General features: G+C 57.7%; 12 protein-coding genes. 3 read left to right on the forward strand and 9 right to left on the reverse strand.

The features are described 5' to 3' along the window. Positions 1–325 precede the first annotated feature (325 nt). A complete protein-coding gene (locus tag ACTG3T_RS13060) occupies positions 326–937 on the forward strand; it encodes a PEP-CTERM sorting domain-containing protein (RefSeq protein WP_439102720.1) in 612 nt (203 codons plus the stop codon). Between the two features lie 284 nt (positions 938–1,221). Here the strand turns inward: ACTG3T_RS13060 and ACTG3T_RS13065 are convergent, their stop codons facing one another. Next, the gene (locus ACTG3T_RS13065) at positions 1,222–3,450 is read right to left on the reverse strand and encodes a prolyl oligopeptidase family serine peptidase (protein WP_439102721.1); all 2,229 of its coding nucleotides are present in this window, start codon (positions 3,448–3,450) and stop codon (positions 1,222–1,224) included. Positions 3,451–3,618: 168 nt separating this feature from the next. Here ACTG3T_RS13065 and ACTG3T_RS13070 point away from each other — a divergent pair, with 168 nt between their 5' ends. Further along, positions 3,619–6,675: a WD40/YVTN/BNR-like repeat-containing protein gene (locus ACTG3T_RS13070; RefSeq protein WP_439102722.1), complete on the forward strand. Its 3,057-nt coding sequence runs from the start codon at positions 3,619–3,621 to the stop codon at positions 6,673–6,675. Between the two features lie 11 nt (positions 6,676–6,686). On the opposite strand, the gene ACTG3T_RS13075 is transcribed toward ACTG3T_RS13070, so the two are convergent. The 4 genes from ACTG3T_RS13075 to ACTG3T_RS13090 all read right to left on the reverse strand — a co-directional run bounded on the left by ACTG3T_RS13075 (position 6,687) and on the right by ACTG3T_RS13090 (position 16,579). Beyond that, positions 6,687–10,016 carry a VPS10 domain-containing protein gene (locus tag ACTG3T_RS13075; protein ID WP_439102723.1) on the reverse strand — a complete coding sequence of 1,110 codons (3,330 nt, stop codon included), beginning with the start codon at positions 10,014–10,016 and terminating at the stop codon, positions 6,687–6,689. A gap of 173 nt (positions 10,017–10,189) precedes the next feature. Then, positions 10,190–13,735, reverse strand: a complete 3,546-nt coding sequence (putA, locus tag ACTG3T_RS13080) for a bifunctional proline dehydrogenase/L-glutamate gamma-semialdehyde dehydrogenase PutA (protein WP_439102724.1) — start codon at positions 13,733–13,735, stop codon at positions 10,190–10,192. Positions 13,736–13,758: 23 nt separating this feature from the next. Further along, entirely contained in the window at positions 13,759–15,276 is a 1,518-nt protein-coding gene (gene putP, locus ACTG3T_RS13085; RefSeq protein WP_439102725.1) for a sodium/proline symporter PutP, read from the reverse strand. 4 nt (positions 15,277–15,280) lie between these two features. Continuing rightward, positions 15,281–16,579 carry a glutamate-5-semialdehyde dehydrogenase gene (locus tag ACTG3T_RS13090; protein ID WP_439102726.1) on the reverse strand — a complete coding sequence of 433 codons (1,299 nt, stop codon included), beginning with the start codon at positions 16,577–16,579 and terminating at the stop codon, positions 15,281–15,283. Between the two features lie 547 nt (positions 16,580–17,126). Between ACTG3T_RS13090 and proB the strand changes: the two genes are divergently transcribed. After that, positions 17,127–18,329 carry a glutamate 5-kinase gene (gene proB, locus ACTG3T_RS13095; RefSeq protein WP_439102727.1) on the forward strand — a complete coding sequence of 401 codons (1,203 nt, stop codon included), beginning with the start codon at positions 17,127–17,129 and terminating at the stop codon, positions 18,327–18,329. Between the two features lie 46 nt (positions 18,330–18,375). Here the strand turns inward: proB and ACTG3T_RS13100 are convergent, their stop codons facing one another. The 4 genes from ACTG3T_RS13100 to ACTG3T_RS13115 all read right to left on the reverse strand — a co-directional run. Then, entirely contained in the window at positions 18,376–19,695 is a 1,320-nt protein-coding gene (locus tag ACTG3T_RS13100; RefSeq protein ID WP_439102728.1) for an MFS transporter, read from the reverse strand. Between the two features lie 14 nt (positions 19,696–19,709). Then, positions 19,710–20,423, reverse strand: a complete 714-nt coding sequence (locus ACTG3T_RS13105; protein WP_439102729.1) for a DUF4386 domain-containing protein — start codon at positions 20,421–20,423, stop codon at positions 19,710–19,712. A 40-nt stretch (positions 20,424–20,463) separates the two neighbouring features. Next, on the reverse strand, positions 20,464–21,786 hold the full coding sequence (locus tag ACTG3T_RS13110; protein WP_439102731.1) for a spinster family MFS transporter: 1,323 nt from the start codon (positions 21,784–21,786) through the stop codon (positions 20,464–20,466). An 86-nt stretch (positions 21,787–21,872) separates the two neighbouring features. Then, on the reverse strand, positions 21,873–22,134 hold a 262-nt coding region (locus ACTG3T_RS13115), incomplete at its 5' end, for an alpha/beta hydrolase family protein (protein ID WP_439102730.1).

A 22,134-nucleotide genomic window follows, 5' to 3' on the forward strand; every position in this document is an offset into this window, starting at 1 on the left:
TCTTTTAAAAACTTCGCTTAAAGAAAAGTAGCCATGGACGACTGATGCCGCAGTTTAACGCCTACCGTTGGTTCCCGCTCCATCTGAAATCATTTAAAGATCAGCGAAACAGGTGACATGTAATGTCGGCTTGCGACCCAATCTAGACGATTACCCGACCCCTACGCTGAGGCGCTCTAGTCAAGGAGTCACAAGCTCTTTAACTGCGTCGAAAAACTTTACAGATTTTTTGATATTCTTACGTAACCTATTGCTTTTTATGCTGTGGCATAATTTTTGCATTTCCTGGGTTCGCAAATATCCAAAACCCCTCTGGAGTGAGAGCATGCTCAAAAAAAACCTTCCTGCAATCGCCATCTGTTTTGCTGTATCAGCACAATCGTCGGGTGCAATTGCGTCGATAATGACGTTCAACTTGGATTTCAAGGAAACTGGACTAGTCGGAAGTGGACCAGTAGTAGACGTCGAAGCGGGTAATTATCGAATACAAAAATTAGCACCGCCGGGTGGGGATTTCCTCGCTATGAACCCGAATGCCGTGAACGATCTAGGAGACTGGCAGTGGCGGGTAAGCTGGACTTCAGTGGTAGACGGTGAGGTTACAACAGAACTAACTTCGCTTTCTTCGGAGATCATCACGCCAGCGGCGAACACACTGGGCATTAGTGCCCGTGATACGGTCAACGAAGACAATTATTTTGATACTGCCCAAGAAGCATTTGACGCAGCACCATCACCTGTCTCTTTCGGGGTTAGCACAGCAGGCAAGCTTAATTTTTACCTAGGAGATAATATTCTTTCTGACAATGAGGGTGGCGTATCTTTTTCTCTGACGTACCTCGGAAATCCATCGGAGAGTGTTCCAGTTCCAGCTACTCTTGCGCTCTTTGGCCTGGGTCTTGCTGGACTAGGCTTCTCGCGCCGTAAACAAGTTTAAGCAGAACTCCTGATTTACTGGCCCGCTTCGGCGGGCTTTTTATTGCCTGAACTTTGATTACGCTAACGCCCGCAGTTGGCCGTTAGCGGACCTCCAGTAATGCTTTAACAACCAAGTGCGTTCAATCCTATTGGTTTACTCAGCTGAAGATTCTTTTAAGTCCTCATAAGCCTCTCGAACGCGTGGCGTTGGAGCAATGTTGAGTTTCTCCCAACTTAGCCAAAACCACGTTACCTCTTCCTTTGTGAGGTTATACATGTGTTCATCGACGACCTTCCGCGGCCCTAAGGCGCCAGATAGCGATCAAAGTGCTGCAACATCTTGCCAAAGAGATAGCGCGAGTAATGGGCCTCCCGACTCCAGCTGTGGGTAGCCCCCGGTGCAAAGGCAAAGTCGAAGTCTTTCTCTGCTTTGATAAGTACATCGGCAAGTGCGGCGGTGGTTTTGAAGGGCACTATCTGGTCCTGCATGCCGTGGATGATCAGCAGATGGTCTTCAAGGTTCTTGGCATAGCGCGCGGCGGTGTTCAGAAATATCTCGGGGTGAGTGTTCGGGCGACGGACAATCGCTACGTCATCGGTGCCGAAGAAGTGCGGATCGACGGCAGCCGCTGCGGCCACCCCAGCCCGAAAAAGACCGGGCTTTTTGAGCAGCGTGTAAATAGATAGCGTTCCTCCGTAGCTGCTTCCCCAGATGCCCATACGATCGGTATCCATGTGCGCTTCAGACTTGAGGTATTCCACGGCGCTGACGATGTCTTCGATGTCATCACCGGCAAAGTCCACCAAGAACTCCTCGCGAAAATCCCGTCCGTAGCCCGTGCTGCCACGCATATCGACCTGCACAACGATGTAGCCCTTCTGCACCAGCAGCTGCTGAATACGGCTGTAGCGGCCACTCCAGCGGTTGCGCACCGTGTTGGAGTACATGGGTCCAAAGAGCACGGGGTATTGTTTTCCGGCCTCCAGAACCGGTGGCTCGAGGATTCGTGCGTGCAGTGTGTAGTCATCAATAAGACTGGGGAAGCTCACATAGCGGCTGCGGGCCCAGGTCTGGTCTTTGAACGCAGGCCCCTGGGAGTGGGTGATGCGATGGGCGTCTCCGCCTGCGTTCGCAGTGGTATACAGCTCTGGGGGCTGAGCGGCCTCGCTGTGGACGAACGCCAGGTGCTCGCCATCGGGGGAGGGGTAGGGCGTGTTATAACCGGGCAATTGCGTGAGTTGCTCCGACGTTCCACCGTCTGGATCCACGCGGAATATCTGGCTCTCTGCCGCCGATGGCGCATTGGCGGCATAGATTATCTGCCCGGAGGCGGTGATCTTTGGGCCAGAGAGCACATCCATGCCCGAATCGCTGAGACGCGCGGGTGACTTTTCTGGCGATTCTTCCAGCGACAATGCGTTGATGCGATACAGTCCGTAGCGGTCATCAAGATCACTGAGAAACACGATGTTCTCTCCGTCTGCATCCCAGGCGGAAGCAAAAGACGTGTAGATGCGGCTTTCGCGATGGCTGTGCCAGATTGTTTGTAGCTGCCGTTGTTCGTCGACCCGATACAGCCAGCGATCCTCCGCCGTATCCGAGGCTGTATCCACAAGAAGCACTCCGTCTGCAGACCAGGAAAAACCAATGACCTGCCGTGCTTCGGTGTCCTTAAGAGGCAGCAACTCCAGCTCGGCGCTGCTCACGTCAATAAGACCCACCTGACGGGATTCATTGGGATCCCCGGGATAACCTCTGCGAATCTCGTTAGGACTGGTCTCCGCAGACAGATAATCCGGGAAGGGCACTTTGCGCATCTGCCTGCGGTCCACCAGATGAACGGCAATGCTCGCGCTGTCTGGTGACCAGGCGTAGGTGGGGCCACCCCAGATACCCGGGCCTATTTCGCGTTCCGGCCGGTTATAGCGACCGATGACTAACGCCGACAACCGGGGAATACCCACATCGCTGAGTGCCCTCGACGTTTTGCTCCGAAGATCAAAGACCCAAAGATCGCCCTCCTTGAGATAGGCAACTTTGCTGCCGTCCGGGGATAGGCCAAGCGTGGACGCTCCATTGCCAAGGTCCCCCAGGCGCTGTGCTGATTGATCATCAATATCCAATCGCCACAGCGTACTGCCCTGCAGTACCAGCAGGGCTTTGCTGTCACCGTGCCAGACAAACTCCGAGAGTGATGACGATGCATCGGGAAGCGGAAGCTCCTGCAGCGCTTGGCCGTTGGCGGATGTCAGCCACAGTCCGCGCTTCGGAATTCCTTCATTATTCCAGCTAAAAGCAAAATGCCGGCTGTCCGGTGCCCACTTGGGAGCTGATGGTGGGGTGCCAAACAGGTTGGGGGATGCAAAGACATCGTCCAGCGTGATGGCCTCTGCTTGCGCGTTGTGACCTGCGGCAAAAACGGCGGGCGGCAGGAGCACAAGCGACATCAACGCGAACACCACTGGCAGCTTGACGGACATGCTCTGACGTGAGGGTTGTTTAGGCAGATTAAAAAGTCCGCTAAGGGGCATGGATCATTATCCTTGGGTTATACGGGGTTCGCTGGCTTGGATTCTGACATATACTTTTGGGCTTACGGTATCGCGTTATCAACAAACACCTTTGAAGGGCCAGATATGAAGTCAGCGCTGTTTTTTGCTTGTTTAAGCATAATTTTTACTGCCATTTCCCCATTTGCCATGAGCGCAGAGGACGACCGCGATTTCTTTGATGGAATCGAGGCGCGTAATGTCGGTCCCTTTCGCGGCGGACGGGCCACGGTTGCGGTAGGCGTCCCGCAAAATCCCCATGTGTATTACATGGGCACCACCGGGGGCGTGTGGAAAACCGAGAATGCCGGTGCCAGCTGGCATCCTGTCTCCGATGACGATATTGGCTCTTCAGCCGTCGGTGCCATCGCCGTCGCAGCCTCCGATCCCAACGTGGTGGTCGTAGGCATGGGCGAATCACCTTTTCGAAACATCGCCTCCTCTCAGGGCGACGGCGTGTACAAATCCACCGATGCGGGCAAAAGCTGGACGCATATCGGCTTTGAAGATGTCCGCCAGATTGGCGAGATCCGCATTCACCCGAACGATCCCGACACCATCTGGGTAGCCGCCCAGGGCAATACTTACGCGCCCGCCGATGATGGCGGTGTGTTCAAAACCACCGATGGCGGTGAGACCTGGCGCCGGGTTCTGGAGCCTCTCAACGAAAGCACCGGCGCGGTTGATCTGGCCATTGACCCGAGCAATCCACGGATTCTATTCGCCGCCATGTGGGACAACCAGCGCACACCCTGGAGGCTTCGCTCCGGCGGAGAGGGCAGCGGTATCTGGCGCTCTACCGACGGCGGCGAGAGCTGGGAGCGACTGGTGGACGATCTGCCCGAGGGTATGGGCAAGCTGGGTGTCGCCGTATCCGGTGCCAAATCCGGTCGGGTCTGGGCAATCATTGAAGCTGAGGACGACGAAGGCGGGCTTTACCGCTCCGACGACGGCGGTGACAGCTGGAGTCAGCTGAACAGTGAACGCATCCTCCGGGCACGCTCCTGGTATTACATGCATATCTTTGCGGACCCCAACGATGAGAACACCGTGTACGTGCTCAATGCACCGTTCATGAAGTCCATCGATGGCGGTAAAACCTTTAATCAGGTCCAGACGCCCCACGGCGATAACCACTATCTCTGGATCAATCCCGACAACTCTGACTGGATGGTGAACGCCAACGACGGTGGTGCCAACGTGTCCTTTGATGGCGCAGAGAGCTGGTCACGTCAGGACAATCAGCCCACAGCACAGTTTTATCGTGTTAACACCGACAATGCTTTTGAGTATCGGATTTATGGTGGGCAGCAGGACAACTCCACCGTGGCTATTAAAAGCCGCTCCCGGGATGGTCAGATCGGCCGTGACGACTGGGAAGTGCACGGAGGCTGCGAAAGCGCCTACGTGGCCATGGATCCCAATAACCCCCGCTACACCTACGCCGGTTGTTATCTTGGTCTTATCGATGAGTTCGATACCAAGACGCGCACCAGCCGTTCGGTGAAAGCGTATTCGGAAACGGGTCTGGGGCAGCTGGCCAGCGATTCCAAGTATCGCTTTAACTGGAACTCGCCCATTCACGTGTCGCTTCACGACCCCAAAGTGGTCTACCACGGCAGCAATGTGCTCCTGAAGTCGGAGAATCGCGGCTATGACTGGAGCGAAGCCAGCCCTGATCTTACCCGCGACGAAGCAGACAAGCAGGGCCAGGGTATGGGCCCTTACACCAACGAGAACATCGAGCAGTACAACACGATCTTCTCCTTTGCCGAGAGCCCCCATGTTCCCGACACCCTGTGGGTGGGTACCGATGACGGTCTGGTGCACGTCACCCGAGATGGCGGCGAGAACTGGAAGAACGTTACCCCAAGAAATGCCGGTCGCGGTTTGATCAACACCATCGAGGTATCGCCCCACGATCCGGCGGTGGCCTATGTGGTGGTGATGAAATACAAGGAGGGCGATAACAAGCCCTACGTTTACCGCACGTCTAACTACGGTCGCAGCTGGTCATCCATCACCGACGGTCTGCCGGAGGAGCATTTTGTGCGGGTCGTGCGTGAGGACCCCGAGCGTGCGGGGCTGCTGTTTGCGGGAATGGAGCGTGGTCTCTATATCTCCTTTAACAGCGGAGAAGACTGGCAGGCCTTTCAAAGCAACCTGCCCATTGTCCCCATCACCGATCTGATGGTGCGCCGCAACGATCTTGTGCTGGCCACCCAGGGCCGGGCTTTCTGGGTTATCGATGATATTTCACCTCTGCGGCAGTTTGAGGATGCCCAGGCATCAGCCGCTGCCCATTTGTATGCGCCGACCCCGGCCGTTCGGCTTACACCCACGGAGGGGCGTGCCGGAGGCGGAGAAAGCGTCGCGCCGAGTGCGCCCGACGGTGCGGTGCTCTATTACGCGCTTAGTGAAGCCCTTGATCTCGAGGAGCAGAGCCTCACGCTGGAGCTGCTTAATGATGCAGGAGAAGTTATTCGCAGCTTCGAGACCGATGTGGAAAAAGGAAACGAGGGTGGAAAAGGTGCAATTCCCGCGGAGCAGGGGCTGAATCGGTTTATCTGGAATCTGCGCACGGACTCCAGCGAGACACTGAACTACGACGTCGTGTATGGCGCCCGCGCTGACAAGTCCATTGCCGGCTACGCGGTAGCACCGGGTACCTATACCGCGCGCCTGACCCTTGGCGATGAGGTGCAGGAACAGCCCGTTGAAGTGAGCTGGGATCCCATTAACAGCTACGATTCCGATGCCATCGCCGAGCAGCAGGCGTTTGTTGACGAAGTCTTTGGCATGATTGATGCGATTTACACGCGTGTCGGCAGTCTCCAAAGCATTCAGGAGCAGGTCACCATGCGTCAGTCCCTGGCGAAGGAGGCCGGAGATGATGCGGTGGCCGAAGCTGCCGAGTCTTTACGGTCCAAGCTGGAGAGCTGGCAAAAGTCAGTGACAACGCCCCAGCGGGAAACCTTCCAGGACGTGTTGAACTTCCACCCGCGCATCGATGCCTTTCTCATCGACGTTTATCAGCAGGCAGACAGAGCGGTGCTGGGGCTCACCCGAGGGCAGAGAGACCGCCTGAATGATCTGCGTCCCCAGTGGCAGGAAGCCATGTCCGCATGGGAAACGCTGGTGAGCGAAGACGTAGCAGCATTTAACGCCGTGGCGGGTCCCGCAGTGGCGGCACCCGACTGGGAGTAGTTCTTAGCCCCTCACTTGACCAGCGCTTGACCCGGCACATAGGGCGCCCCGCTTTTCAGCAGGGCGGCCTTGATGCTGGCCAGCTGATTCTCGCGCAGTGCTGCGGCTCGGTCTGTAATCTCGATCATCCATTGCTTGCCCACGCGCAGATCTTCCCGCTGCGTTGCCGTGGGGGGCATGCGCGTATTCATCGCCCTGGCCGCAGAGCTGATACGTCGCGCAGCGCTGTGGGTCACGGCTTCGCTCAGTCGTCTAAGGGCAGAGTTACCGCGTAACATCGTCTTCAGCTCTGCGATCTCTGACTCCAGGGCATCGATAGATTGGTGCAGCGCGGGATCCGCTTGGGGCGATGCGTCCACCGCGGCGCGAAGATAACGGGTCTCCCCGGTAATTTCCTTCAGTGCTTCGTCCACGGCATGGAGCTGTCGCTGGGCGCCGCTAAGCTCCTGCTGGAACTCCACGGTTGCGAGATAGTCCGTGCCCTCGGGGAGTGTGGTCACTGCCGTGAGCTCAAAGCTTTGTGCAGATCCCAGTCTCTCAACATCCCCGGGGCCGACTTTTAGCAGCTGTGCGCTGTAGCCTGCGGGCGCAAGAAGCGGTCCCTGGGGATCGCTCATCCAGGGTGCGCGGAAGCTGCCGTCAGGAAAACTGATGGGATCCGGCGCGTCGCCGCGCATATCCCAGCTAACCCGCTGGAGCCCGGCGGTATTTTCGAGCCTGATACGGCGTACCGGACTGCCGTCGGCGTCACTGACCTCCACGTAGTAACGGGTCTCCCCCGCAGAAGCTTCATCACTGAGCGCATTCCAGCCTGGGAAGGGAATATCCTTACCCGCCGCGGCCCACTCTTTCTCTTTTTTACGCCGTTGTTCCTTGGGCGTTTGAGCGGGCTCGGATAAGTAGACACTGAACAAAGGCCCAAGCTCGGGGTTGGCGGTTTTATAGGCGGTGCTTCCCTGGCTGGGAATGCCTGCTGCCTGACCGGGTTTTGAAGCGAGATACCACCAGGCGTCGCGCACCGGGAACAAGCCATGCCCGGGAGCAGCATTACCCTCGGTTCTCAAATTTGCGGCAAGAGTGCGTAGTGGTCGGTAGTCATCGAGGATGTAGACTCCCCGCCCGAAGCTTGCGCCTACAAGGTCGTTATCGCGGCGCTGCAGCTTGAGATCTCTAAAGGGCACCGTCGGGACCCCCGCACTCAGTATCCGCCAGCGCTCACCACCATCGAGAGTAACGTAGAGCCCGTTCTCGGCAGCTAGAAACAGCAGCCCCGGTTCGATGTGATCCTGCTGGATGGCCCAGACAATGATGTCGCCCGGTAGGTCGCCGCTGATATCCCGCCAGCTTTTTCCGCCGTTGTTGGTAGCAAAGAGCAGTGGTCGGTAGTCGCCGGTTTTGTGATTGTCGGCCACCACGAAAGCGCCATTGTCAGCGTGCTGGGAGGCCTCGACGTCATTGATAAAGGCGCCGTCGGGCAGTGCTGAAGGCGTGGCGTCTTTCCAGTTATCACCGCCATCAGTAGTGCTGTGCACCAGACCGTCGTCGCTACCGGTCCACAGAACCTCCCCTTGCAGCGGCGACTGGGAGATTGCGGTGAGCGTGGCGTATCCGGACATGGCGTTTAAGTCCCAGAGCGCGTCGGTGCTGCGTACCCGCCCATCCACGGGCAGGGTGAAGCGGTTTTTACCGGAAGTTAGATCACCACTGATAGCGGTCCAGGAGTTGCCGCGGTCATCGCTTTGCCAGACCCGCTGGGAGCCAAAGAAAATCCTGCCCGCTTTGTGGGGGCTGACTTCCAGCGGTGAGTCCCAGTTCCAGCGTTCGGGGCTTTCGTCTGCCGCAGGCTGGGGGCGAATACTGATGTTCTCTTTGCTGGGCGCGTGGTGCCGGATCAGGTTGCCCTTCTGGCTCATTTGATAAAAGACATCATCATCAAAGAGATCAAAGGCTACCCCATAGCCATCGGCGCCGTAGGGCACGTACCAGTCCTGATTGCGAATGCCCTCGACATTGGTAGTTCGTGAGGGACCGTGGAGAGTGCCAAGATCCTGCGCGCCGACCAGTACGTTGTAATACGGGCTGTGATCACTGACGGCCACCTTGTAGAACTGGCTGATGGGCAGATTGGGAAAGTGCCGCCAGGTCGCACCGTCGTCAAAGCTCTCGTAGAGCCCGCCATCGGTGCCGGCAAGAAGATGCATCGGTGCTGCTGGATCTATCCAGAGGGCGTGATTATCGCTGTGCTTCGCGCGCCCGGTCCCCAATACGTTAAAGCTGTTTCCGCCATCGCTGGTGGTGTGAAGAAAAACGTCCATCTGATAGACGCGATCGGCATCCACCGGTGACGCTTCGATCTCCTGATAGTAATGCGGGCCGGTGCCGCCGGAGATGTACTCGTTTCTCCGCTCCCAGCTCTCGCCGCGATCATGGCTCACAAAAAATCCCTGCTCGCCATCATTAGCCTCGATGGTTGCGTAAACGCGATCCGGCGCTGCTGGTGTGACCGCAAGTCCGATTTTGCCGATCTCAAGGGTATCGTTTTCGCTGGGGAGTCCATTGGTGATTTCCCGCCAGGTGGCGCCGCCGTCGGTGGACTTCCAGAATCCGGAGCCGGGGCCGCCGGCGAGAAAGGACCAGACGGTACGTCGACGCTCGTAGGTGGCAGCGTAGATAACGGACGGATCTTCGGGATGAAACTCCAGATCCGTGGCGCCGGTTTTATCATCCACGCTAAGCACAGCCGACCAGCTCTCGCCGCCGTCGGTGCTGCGATACACCCCTCGCTCACCCCCGGAGGACCACAGCGGTCCTTCCGCTGCGACCAGTATGTGATCGGAATTTTTGGGGTCCACCAGAATGCGGCCGATGTGCTCGGACTTCTCAAGACCCATGGGTGTCCAGGTAGTGCCACCGTCCAGACTGCGATACACCCCGTCGCCCCAGCCCACGTGACGGCCACTGACGTTTTCGCCGGTGCCCACCCAGACAGTGCTGGGATTTTGAGGATCCAAAGTTACCTCGCCAATGGAATAGGATTTCTGGTCATCGAACACGGGATTCCAGGTGATGCCGGCGTTGCCGGTTTTCCAAACGCCGCCGGAGCCCACGGCGATATACCAGGTACTGGGAGATTCTGGATCCACTTCGATGTCAGCAATACGCCCGCCCATCATCGCCGGTCCGATGGACCGTAGCGTTAGGCCATCAATGACGACCTCAACGGGAGAGGCGTCCTCTGCAGCCAAAGTCTCCTGGCCCGCGCCAAGAAGCAGGAGGGGAAGCACAACGGCGGGAATACCAGAGTTGAAGGGCACTAAAGGGAAGCGTCGGATTTTTTCCATAACAGCAGGGACCTTGATCACAATTTGACGACGGATGATTTTGAAGCTTGACTGTACTGTGTCCCGGCGAGGGGGCCAACCATAGCAAAACGCCCGGTAGAGAGTGGCTAAGCACTCTTTACCGGGCGTTGGTTTGCGGTTGCTGACCTGGCGTCAGCTATAGCAACGATGGGCTAGTCGCTATCGGCGGCCAGCAGGCTGGCATTACCGCCCGCTGCGGTGGTGTCGACGCAGGTGTGACGCTCGTGAACGCAGTAGCTATCGAGGTCATCGCCGGTCACCAAGGGGGTTAGCGCGCCGTCGCGATTGGCCAGCGCCTGACGCGCTTCCCGCAAATCCGTTTCATCGCTCCACAGCGCAACCACGGCGATGTTGCTGAGGGTTTTCAGCGTATCGCGGGCAAGTTTGCCATCGATTCCCTGGGTGCTATCCACTCCCGGCGCGACCATCAGCGCGGGGCAACCCATACGTCGGGCGGTGCCCGCCTGCATCGCCGCTTCCTGGGCTGTGGGGCCCAGGCAGAGCACCAGGCCTCGCGGCCACAGCGCCAAGCGGTTTGCTTCTCCTGTAGGTCCGGGCATATCCCGTACCTCCAGGGGCTGCGCTTCGTGCCAGCCGAGGGCATCAATCGCAGATTGCACCGCTTCGGCATTGGCCATTGTCGTATCGCTGTCTTCGAGTTCCAGCTCCGGAGCGCCCAGGGGCTGCTGAAATCGTTGGACGTAGCGAGGACCCCCGGCCTTGGGTCCCGTGCCCGACAGGCCTTCGCCGCCAAAGGGTTGGGATTCCACCACAGCACCGATCTGGTTGCGGTTTACATAGAGGTTGCCGGCGTGGACTGCGGTGGAGATCTCTTTGACGCGCTCATCGATGCGGGTATGCAGGCCAAAAGTCAGCCCATAGCCGCTCCTGTTGATGTCATCGATGATCCTGTCGAAGTCCTCAGCGGCAAATTTAGCGATATGCAATACAGGGCCGAACACTTCGTTCTCGATATCAGCGATGCCCGATACTTCGACAACCGCCGGGCCGACAAAATAGCCATTGTCCGGCGCTTTTAGCTGCTTCAGGAGACGACCTTCATCTTTGGCGGCGTCTACGTAGGCCTGGATGGAAGCCTGCGCCTGGGGATTGATCACCGGCCCGATATCGGTAGCCAATGACCAGGGGTTGCCAAGGTCCAGCTCGTCCATAGCCCCAAAGAGCATCTCCAGAAGAACGTCTGCGACATCTTCCTGTATGTAGAGAAGCCGCAAAGCGGAGCAGCGTTGCCCTGCCGACTGGAAGGACGACGCGAGAGCGTCGCGGATGGCTTGCTCGGGTAACGCGGTGGAATCCACGATGCCGGCGTTGATTCCGCCGGTCTCTGCAATCAGTGGTGCCGATGGAGAGAGATTGGCAGCCATGGTTCGATTGATGGATTTGGCAGTCGCCGTAGATCCGGTGAAACACACGCCCGCCACATCCGCTGAGGAGGTAAGGGCGGTGCCGGCGGTAGCGCCGTCTCCCGGCAGGTATTGCAGCACATCGCGCGGTACCCCCGCAGCGTGCATGAGTCGCACCGCTGCGGCGGCAACCAACGGGGTGGATTCCGCCGATTTTGCGAGCACGGCGTTACCGGCCACAAGAGCGGCGGCAATCTGACCCGTGAAAATGGCGAGAGGAAAGTTCCAGGGTGAGATGCAGGTGATGATTCCCCGGGCGGGCTGAAGCGAGAGCTCCTCACCGCGATTGGCGTAATAGCGGAGAAAATCCACCGCCTCACGAAGCTCCGCTACCGCGTCCGGCGCACACTTACCGGCTTCTCGGGCCAGCAATGCCATGAGCTCGCCAGCGTTCAGCTCAAAAAGATCCGCCGCCCGACGCAGCGCAAAGGCGCGTTGCTGCGCGCCGGCGCTGTGCCAGTCCTGTGCAGAGGCCAGGGCGCTTTCACAATCGCTGATGGATGCGTCAAAACACTCCCCCACCACTTCCCGGGGGTTGCTTGGATTAGTGATGTCCCTGCCCACGCGCTCGTCCGAAGGCGCGATATCGCGAGCCAGTATGGGCTCCGCCTGCCAGCGGTGATTCAGGAAACGCTCCCTCGCCAGATCCAATTCCTGCACCACGTTGTCGTTGTTCAGGTCCCAGCCCCGGGCGGCTTTTCGCTCCGGCGCGTAAATGTCAGCGGGGTCGCACAGAGCCGCGGGACGGGCGGCCTGCAGCTTGTCCAGGTTGGCGAAGGGGTCCGATGCCAGCGACAGCGGTGTGTAGGCAGGGTCGACTACCTTGTGTACAAAAGACGAATTGGCACCGTTCTCCAGGAGTCGCCGCACGAGATAGGCCAGAAGATCCTTGTGAGGACCCACTGGTGCATAGATACGGCAATTGGCGCCATCTTCGATGAGCTGGTTGAACAGTGTTTCGCCCATACCGTGGAGGCGTTGAAACTCATAGTCCTTGCGCTCACCAGCAAGCTCCATAATGGTCGCGGCGGTCTGAGCGTTGTGGGTGGCGAACTGGGGGTAAATCCTGTCCGTCATGCTGAGCATCTTGGACGCACAGCATATGTACGACACGTCCGTCGCCGTGCGTCGGGTAAACACGGGATAATCCGTTACGCCCTCGACCTGGGCCTGTTTGATCTCTGAATCCCAGTAGGCACCCTTGACCAGGCGCACCATGATTTTTCTATCCAGCGTCGTGGCAAGCTGATGGAGCCAGTCGATGACAGGCCCGGCACGTTTTTGGTAAGCCTGCACGACCACGCCAAAGCCGTCCCATCCCGCCAGTTCCTCATCGGACAATGCGGCTTTAACAACGTGGAGGAAAGGCTCCAGACGCTGGGATTCCTCAGCGTCCACATTAAGTCCCAGATTCACCTCTTTCGCCAGGCGCGCGAGGGTATTGAGCCGGGGCGCCAGTTCCGTCAGCAGCCGGGCGCTCTTGGCGTACTCAAAGCGCGGGTGGAGCGCCGAGAGCTTGACCGAGATACCCGGTCGCTCGTGCATGGCATTGCCTTTGGCAGTTTTGCCAATGGCGCGGATGGCATCGGAGTAAGCTTCGAAATAAGCGTCGGCATCGGCCTGCGTCAGCGCTGCCTCGCCGAGCATGTCAAAGGAGTAGCGAAAACCGCGTCGGGTTTCACCCTCGGCACGCTTTAGTGCTTCCTGAATGGTCTGTCCCAGCACGAACTGGTTACCCATCTCACGCATGGCACGTTTTACGGCCATGCGGACCACAGGCTCGCCCAGGCGCTTGACCGTGCGGTTCAAGAGGCCCGAGACGCTGGCAGAGTTGTCGTCGTCCAGTACCCGGCCAGTCATCATCAGCGCCACTGTGGAGGCGTTCACCACCGCGGAACCTGACTTGCCGCTGTGCTCACTCCAGTCGTAGGGCGTGATCTTGTCTTCAATGAGCGTGTCGATGGTGCCGGGATCGGGGACTCGCAGGAGCGCCTCCGCCAGGCACATGAGCGCGATCCCCTCGTTGGTGGAGAGGCCGTATTCCGCCAGAAACATTTCCATGAGGCCGGGCTGACCGGCGCTGCGGATTCGCTCGATAAGATCCACCGCGCGAGCCTGAGCCCGCTGACGCAGATCCAGATCAATACCGACGCCCCCTACCAGGGCGGCGAGCACTTCCCGCTCGTCGGCAACGTGCAGTGCCCGGATCGACTCAAGCTCGTACTCATCACTTGCAGACATCGCGTGATCTTCCGGCGTAAAAACCTGCTCCATTCTCTGTTCCTTGTTTTAGTGAATCAAGCGCTACCGGAGGCGGGGGTGTCGCGCCCCGCCATGGTCAGGTCGATGGAGTCATGTCGTCGACCGATAGCGCGTTTGGGACGCTCGTCCAGCAGGCTCACGCTGGTTGCAGCGCCAATGCTGAGGATGAATCCCGGCACAATTTCGTAAAGATGCTCAGATAGTGTCTGACCACCGATTTCAATGGGGGCATAGATCCAGAAGAGCACTGTCACGGCGCCGACAGTCATTCCTGCCAGGGCGCCGTTACGAGTTAAGCGCTTCCAGAACAGACTGAGGAGAATAATCGGACCAAAGGCGGCGCCAAAGCCGGCCCAGGCGTTACTGACCAGAGACAGGATTGACGCAGACCGGTCGAAGGCAAGCATGATGGCGACGATGGACACCGCAAAGACGGAGATCCGTCCGATGAGCACCAGCTCTTTCTGACTGGCATCCCGACGCACGAAGGTTTTGTAAAAATCCTCGGTGAGTGAACTGGACGACACTAGGAGCTGCGAGGAGATAGTGCTCATGATGGCTGCCAGAATAGCGGCCAGCAGGAAGCCACCCACCAGGGGATGGAAGAGCACCTGTGACAGCAGGATAAATACGGTCTCCGGATCCTCAAGCACGGTTTTGGTGCCTGCGACGTAGGCGATGCCGGCAATACCGGTACCGACCGCCCCGAGCACGGTGACGAGCATCCAGCTCATGCCGATGTGCCTCGCGGTGGCGACATCCTTAAGCGTCCGGATCGCCATAAAGCGCACGATAATGTGTGGCTGACCGAAGTATCCCAGCCCCCAGGAGAGGCTAGAGATCAGGGCCAGTCCGGAGACGCCGGTGAACCAGGTAAGTAAGTTGGGATCAACGCCTCTCACTTCGCCGGCGGTAGCGTCGATGCCACCGAGTTGAAAGATCGCAACGACGGGCACCATGACCAGCGCGATGAACATGATGACGCCCTGGACGAAGTCCGTAAGACTCACGGCGAGAAACCCGCCAAACAGCGTATAAGCAACCACCACGCCTGCGGTGAGGAACAGCCCCAGCTCGTAGCTGAGACCAAAGGAGGATTCGAAGAGCTTGCCGCCGGCAACGACGCCCGAGGAGGTATAAAGGGTAAAAAAGATAACGATGACCAAAGAGGAAATGACCCGCAGGGCGTGGGAGCGGTCATCAAAACGTTTTTCAAAAAAATCGGGGATGGTGATGGCGTCGTCTGCCATCTCGGTGTACACGCGCAGCCGAGGCGCCACGAGCAGGTAGTTTAGATAAGCTCCGGCGACCAGCCCCACAGCGATCCATACCGCTGAGAAACCCGACAGATAAATAGCGCCGGGGAGGCCCATGAGCATCCAGCCGCTCATATCGGAGGCGCCCGCAGAGAGCGCACCCACAGCCGGATGAAGCTGCCGGCCTCCGAGCATGTACTCCGACACATCACTGGTGGAATTGCGGTAGGCGTATACGCCGATACCCATCATCAGCGCAAAGTAGCCCAGTAATGAAACTAAGGTGTAGACGGACATAGTATTAACTCCGTGTTTGACCGTTGCCTCGGACCTGGTATTTGAAGCTGGTGAGCTGCTCCAGACCCACGGGGCCGCGGGCGTGCATCTTGCCGGTGGCGATGCCTATTTCAGCTCCCATGCCGAACTCTCCCCCGTCAGAAAACTGCGTGGATGCGTTGTGCATGACAACCGCCGAATCGATAGCGTTGAGGAAATACTCAGCCGCAGGTGCTTCCTCTGTAAGGATCGCTTCGGTATGGCCTGAAGAATGGTGGTTGATGAAGTTGCAGGCCTCTTTGAGGTCAGCAACGACTTTGATGGACAGCACAGCGTCGAGGTATTCCTCGTCCCAATCGGACTCGATCGCCGGCTTCACGCGAGAGTCGCAGGACTGCGCCTTCTCATCGCCGCGAAGTTCGCAGCTCTCCAGGCCGTCGGCGAGAAGCGGGATAAACGTCTGTGCTATAGCATCGTCGATAACGAGGCTCTCAGTGGCACCGCAAATTCCGGTGCGGCGCAGCTTGGCGTTGCGAACAACATCGACAGCCTTCTTAAGGTCAGCGCCACTGTGCACGTAGCTGTGACAGTTGCCGTCGAGATGTAGCAGGGTGGGGACCCGGGCTTCGTCGCGTACCCGCTCTACGAGACTGCGCCCGCCGCGGGGTATCACCAGGTCAACGTGCTCTGCACAGCCCAGAAGTGCCCCAACGGCTGCCCGATCAGGGCTGTCGATGAGTTGCACGGCGTCTGCCGGCAGACCGGATGACTCCAATCCCTGGCGCATGGCACTCACGATGAGGCGTGTTGAATTCAGGCTCTCGGAACCGCCACGAAGAATGACGGCATTGCCTGACTTCAGACACAGCGCCCCTGCGTCAGCACCCACGTTTGGCCGCGATTCGTAGATCATGCCGATGACACCGATGGGTGTTGCTACGCGCTTGATACTGAGCCCATTGGGCCGCGTGGTGTCCATCAGTTCGCGGCCCACGGGATCCGGGAGTTCGGCAATCTCCTCCAGCGCTACTGCCATGGCTTCGATGCGCGCTTCGTTGAGGCGTAAACGGTCTATAAAGGAATCGGGACGGCCAGCATCCTGGGCGGTCTTTACGTCCTGATCATTGGCGACGACCAGTTCCGCTGCAATCTCCCGAAGCGCCATTGCAGCTGTTTGCAGCGCAGCGTTCTTCGTTGCGGTCGTTGCCTGCGCCAGCAGATGGGCAGCCTTGCTTGCCCGTGCCCCGAGATCAGCAATGTATTGCTGAGGGTCACCCGCCGCCACATCGGCGGTGTCTATGGTGCTACTGATATCCGTGGTCACGTTTTAAGTTCCTGTAGTTGTTAATGGTTGTTGATAGTTGTTAATGGTTTTTAACAGCCGTGAATGATTGATAGCGCTTACCTATCAGCGACTATTCATTGCTTAATCGTCGTTGCTCTCGGTCAGCCTTTACAGAACAGTATCAAAAGCATCAATTCACCGTCCGTCTACACCCTCGGCATCAAAGCCACTGCCGCTAATGAAACTTCCGCCGCAAGCAAAAACAATAAACCAAAAGCATCGGCACATCTGGCGACGCGCTGCTAGAGGTAACGGGGTGAATACTTTGAATTATAAATATTTTTGGCGTGCATAATCAATGCCTCGGTATTTTTGCCAAGACGATGTCCGCCCTAAAATACTGAAATTCCGGGTTTTATTGCGATTTTGTGACGAGGATTTGATGTTTTGGCAATTTTGCTGCTAGGTTGAGAGCCTAAAGTACTTTATAATTGAAACAATTCACGAGGCGGTGTGGGGAATCTCACACTGCTTTTTTATGGGTAACGTACTTCCACAGTCATACACAAATACGAGGATTGATAGCATGAATGCCTTAGAGACCGGTGCCGCAGGCTTCGGCCAAGCAATGACCGGTGATCAGCCAAGAATAGTAGTGAAGGTAGGCTCAAGCCTGCTGGCTAATACACCTGATTTGCGACCACGTTATGCATTCATGCATGGGCTGCTCAGTGATATCGCGAAACTGCGCGATCAGGGATTTGAAGTGGTGCTGGCCTCCTCAGGCTCCGTTGCCCTCGGTCTGAACGTTCTGGATTCCGATGGTGAAGAGGCGGGTATACAGGAGAAACAGGCGGCCGCCGCCTGTGGACAGCCCGTGCTGCTCAACGCCTACAAGCAGATAGCGCAGGAACACGGTTTTGACATAGCGCAGGTGCTGGTGACGCTGGAAGACCTTGAAGACAGCCGCCGTTTCCTGAATACCAAAAACACCGTGCACAAACTGCTTGAGCTTGGCGTGCTGCCCATCGTCAATGAAAACGACACGATCACAACAGAAGAGATTCGGGTGGGCGATAACGATCGCTTGGCGGCTAAAGTGGCACAAATGATACAGGCCCAGGATCTTGTCATTCTTACCAGCGTCGACGGTCTCTACGACCGGAATCCTGACGAAGAGGGAGCCGAGCTCATCACAACGGTAGACGATGTCAGTGAATACCTTGCGGTCACCAGTGGCACCAATACGCTGGGAACCGGTGGCATGTTTACGAAAATGCAGGCTGCCAACATGGCGCAGAATGCAGGCTGCGAGACCATCATCTCCCGAGGTATTATCGATGAGCCGATTTCCGCAGCGCTGGAGAACCGGCGGCCCCATACGCGCTGTATTGCGAAATCAACGCCTCAGTCCGCCTGGGCTGTGTGGCTCACGGACCGCTTGCAAATGGCCGGTAGCCTTGTGCTCACCCAGGAGGCAGCGGATGTGCTGGAGAGTGGCAAGGGCGGCATCGCCTGTACGGACGTGGTCTCCATCCATACGGCGTTCCAAAAAGCCGATGTGCTGCATATTTACGATGAGCGCGGTGTTGAGCGAGCGCGGGGATTGTCGAACTTTTCTTCTGATGAGGCGGCGCTGATAGCGCTCAATCCGGATCGGGAGATACGGGATCTCTTGGGATACAAAGCTGAAAAAACGCTGGTGAACCGCAAGAACCTCGTGATTCTCGAGGATCATCACCTTCCCTGGGATGAGCCCGACGAAAAGCTCCGCGTCATTGCAGCTTGAAACTCCCTTCGGAGTAGTCAGGAACCTGCTTAAAATGAGTTCCCGTTCACCCTGCCGCCCTGGCGGGGTGCACCACTTCCTGCTGCCGGATAAGCAGCGCGGCAACCAGTAGCACCAGCAACATTGCACAGCAAATTTGTGCGGCGGCGTTGTAGCTCCCCAGGTGGTCTACGCCCAGGCTGAAGGCGGCGGGTCCAATGGCGCTGGCAAACACCGATATGGACGCGTTAAAGCCGCTCACCGCGCCCAGGTGCAGGGGGCCGAAGAAGCGAATAAATGCAAGATTTGATACCACTCCCCACAGGCCGCCCCCGATCCCAAAGCCTGTAGCCAACACCCAATAACCCCATGGCTGGTCCAGCCTGATCAAGCCTACTGCCCCGATACACAAAGCTCCCAGCATGAGAACGAGAAAAGGTTTTAGTCGGTGACGATCAACAACGCTGCTGGCAATAAGGTTGCTGGCTGTGGAGAACACTGCCGCCGGTAGAAAATACCCGAAGGCGACGTCCGCGGAGAATCCGCTCTCGGCAAATACGGCGACCACGTGAAAGGTGAGCGCGGTGCCGAACAGCGCATGCATGCCCAGACTCAGGGAGTAGATCCAAAAAATGGGGCTGCGCCGTGCCTCGTCGATGGTCTTGGACGGAGCCTCCAGAGGCGTTGAATCTTTGTCACCGGGGTCGCCGCCATCTGCCTGAAGTCCGCAGGACGCGGGGTTGTCGCGAATGAAAATGAGCGCCAGCAATGCAAAGACCACGCCGACGGTAAGACCCATGAACCACAGCGCACCGCGCCAGCCAAAGCTGCTGATAAGAAAAGCGATGGCCAGCGGGGCGATGGCAAAGCCAAAGGATACAAAAACACTGCGGATGCCACTAACCAGTCCGCGGCGCTTTACAAACCACAGGAGCAACACGTTTCGGGAGCAGCTGGTCAGCACCCCCTGTCCAAAAAACCGCACTCCAAAGAATGCTGACAGCAGCAGGCAGAAGGTAATGGCGGTGGAGCCGCCCAGCAAACTGCTGAGCACGTCCACACCACTGATCACCAGAACCATAAAGCCCAGGGCAGCGGCGGATCCGGCAATCATGAGGCGACCACCATAGAGATCGTACCAGCGGCCGGCGCGGGTCAGGAACAGTGAGGAGGCGACGGTACCGATGAGGTAGGCCATGGATACCTGGGTTCGGCTCAGGCCCAGTTCCTCAATAAAGGTGTCGGTAAACACGGCCATACCCATGGTCTGGCCTGGAATACTGAATAAAAAACCCGCGGTCGAGAAAACCCAGACCACCCACCCATAGAAGATGGGCGAGCGCCGAGGATCAAAAGGCCAGGTAACAGGTATCACGGGTAGGCTCATGCAAAGCCTACCGATTATAGAGGCGCGGGGTCTACTCGCACACCTTTAATGCCCAGATAGAGGCTCAGCGACAGCAGGGCAACAAGATTACCCAGCATGAACGCAATCGTGATGCTGCCATGACCAAGGGCTGGAACAAAATCTCTTGCAACAATAACGGTCGAAACCAGGAGCGAAGCAAACACGCCCCAGCCGGAGATCAACCGGGGAATCAGGCCCGAGCGCAAAAACAGGAAGAAGAAGCCACCCTGGGCGACGCAGGAGATCACGAGGCTCAGGTGAAACGACGTGTAATCAGAGGTGGCCTGCATGCCGGCGAGCATAAGACGCTGTGCGTTATCGGTAATGGATTGGTAGGCGGTTGCGCTGCTGATCTCCGCCACATTCATGGCAAACACCGCGCCGAGCAGCGATAACACCGCCCCCGTTAGACTCAGAGTCAGACAAAGAGCGGCAAATAGTTGCCCGTGACGCCGCAGTAGCATAAAGAGTCCGATGTTCACCAGGGCAGCCAGGGCGAAACCCAAGCAGGCCAGATAGGCTTTGGCCCTCAGACGAATCTCCGCATCGAGCATGTTGCGTGCGGTGCTTTCCACATCCGCTGATAAATTGATGTCGATGCCCTTGGCCACGAGCACCGACGTCAGGATACCCAGTGCAATGAGTGCCAACTGTGACCACCCCACCGTGCGGGCGATCGGTATCAGCTGAGAAGTATCATGGGCCAAGGGGTTCACCCTGAACGTTTGTGGAGGTGATGTGTCATCACTAGCGGGGCGCGTTCTCAATATCCTGGCGTACGGTTTTTCCTGCAAGCCAGTAATGCACTGCGGACCAGGTCATTACCGGCGGCAGGGCATACAACATGGCATAGCGCAGGGATTCGGTGCCGAGACTCGGTGCCAGGTAATCGCTGAGCACACCCACTACCCAGGGGCCTGCACCCAGGCCGATGATATTCAGGATGAGGAAGAGTACGGCAGAGGCGGTAGCGCGCATGCGCGGACCGACGATCGCGTGGGTGGTAGCAATGGTATTACCCAGGTATACCTGAAACAGCAGGCCCGGAATGATTGAAAGTGATAAGGCCATGTACGGATTGTCTACCAGATAAATGCTGATCATGAAGGGCACGATTAAAAAGCCACAGATGCTCGGTAGCCAGGCGTACCAGCGTTTGTCGGTTCTCGCCATGCGGTCGGCGAGGTAGCCGCCAAAGAACACGCCGATGGCGCCGCCCACACCGATAATCATGGAGAGCCAGGTGCCAAGCTCCCCGGTGGACATATTGTGAGTGCGGATCATAAAGGACGCGGTCCAGTTAGCCGTCGCATAGCCACAAAAGGCGTTCAGTCCGGCGCCCAGGGCGATGTGTTTGAAGGTCGGACGGCTCCACAGTACACGCAGCACTTCGCCAAAGGGAACCGCTTCCTTGGAGCTGGGGGCGCCGTCATGAAGGCCGCGGATAGGCTCCTTGAGGGTAAAGCGAAGAACAAACGCCAGAATGACGCCGGGCACGCCCACCACCATAAAGGCCGTACGCCAGCCAAAGAACTCGTTGAGCCAGCCCCCGGCCAAAAAGCCAAAGAGGATGCCGATGCTCACACCCATGGAGTAAAAGCCAATGGCCGTGGCACGACTTTCGGCGGGAAAAATGTCCGAGATAATAGAGTGGGAAGGGGGGCTGCCCCCCGCTTCGCCCACGCCCACACCAATACGCGCCATGAGCAGGTGCGCATAGTTTTGAACGAAACCGCTGAGCGCGGTCATGAAACTCCAGATGAACAAGGACAGGGACACAATGTTGCGGCGGTTGCCGCGATCAGCCCAGCGCGCGATGGGAATGCCTGCGGTGACGTAGAAAATCGCAAAAGCAAAGCCCGTGAGGAGCCCCAGCTGACTGTCAGACAGACTCAGGTCAGCTTTGATGGACTCCTGGAGGATTGCCAGGAGCTGGCGGTCAATAAAATTAAAGCTATAAACGATCGTCAAGAGACACAAGGCATACCAGCTGGCGGCCTTGGTGCTATAGGGATTATCCGGGTGATCCTGGGGCTTGCCTGCTTCGGTTTCAGCGTCGTTCACATGAATACCTTGTTATCTTTTTTAGGAATGCCCCGAGGTTACACAATTTGCCTCCCGCGCTCACGATCTTTTGTCGTGCTCAGTAGGCCCCATTACTCGGACCGAAGATGCTCGTCAAAGAAGCGGGCCCGCATGGTGTTCAGATGAAGCTCTGTGCCTTCTCCCTCGCTGTCCACAACCGCGTGGGTTCGGTTGGGGTAGGCCATAAACCGGAACGGCTTATTCAGCCTGACCAGCTCGTTGATGAGTCGCTCGCTGCTCTGATAGTGCACGTTGTCATCCCCGGTGCCGTGCACCAGTAACAGCTCACCCTCGAGGTTTTTAGCGTGGGTGATAGGAGAGGCTTCAGCGTAA

The organism is Congregibacter sp. (assembly GCF_965660375.1).
In the GTDB taxonomy this organism is placed as follows: Bacteria; Pseudomonadota; Gammaproteobacteria; order Pseudomonadales; family Halieaceae; genus Congregibacter.

Bases quoted from the DNA above. Each gene is read 5' to 3' on its own strand.
- ACTG3T_RS13100 (WP_439102728.1), bottom strand. From the start codon at position 19,695: ATGAGCCTACCCGTGATACCTGTTACCTGGCCTTTTGATCCTCGGCGC.
- ACTG3T_RS13075 (WP_439102723.1), bottom strand. From the start codon at position 10,016: ATGGAAAAAATCCGACGCTTCCCTTTAGTGCCCTTCAACTCTGGTATT.
- ACTG3T_RS13070 (WP_439102722.1), top strand. From the start codon at position 3,619: ATGAGCGCAGAGGACGACCGCGATTTCTTTGATGGAATCGAGGCGCGT.
- ACTG3T_RS13065 (WP_439102721.1), bottom strand. From the start codon at position 3,450: ATGCCCCTTAGCGGACTTTTTAATCTGCCTAAACAACCCTCACGTCAG.
- putA (WP_439102724.1), bottom strand. From the start codon at position 13,735: ATGGAGCAGGTTTTTACGCCGGAAGATCACGCGATGTCTGCAAGTGAT.
- proB (WP_439102727.1), top strand. From the start codon at position 17,127: ATGAATGCCTTAGAGACCGGTGCCGCAGGCTTCGGCCAAGCAATGACC.
- putP (WP_439102725.1), bottom strand. From the start codon at position 15,276: ATGTCCGTCTACACCTTAGTTTCATTACTGGGCTACTTTGCGCTGATG.
- ACTG3T_RS13060 (WP_439102720.1), top strand. From the start codon at position 326: ATGCTCAAAAAAAACCTTCCTGCAATCGCCATCTGTTTTGCTGTATCA.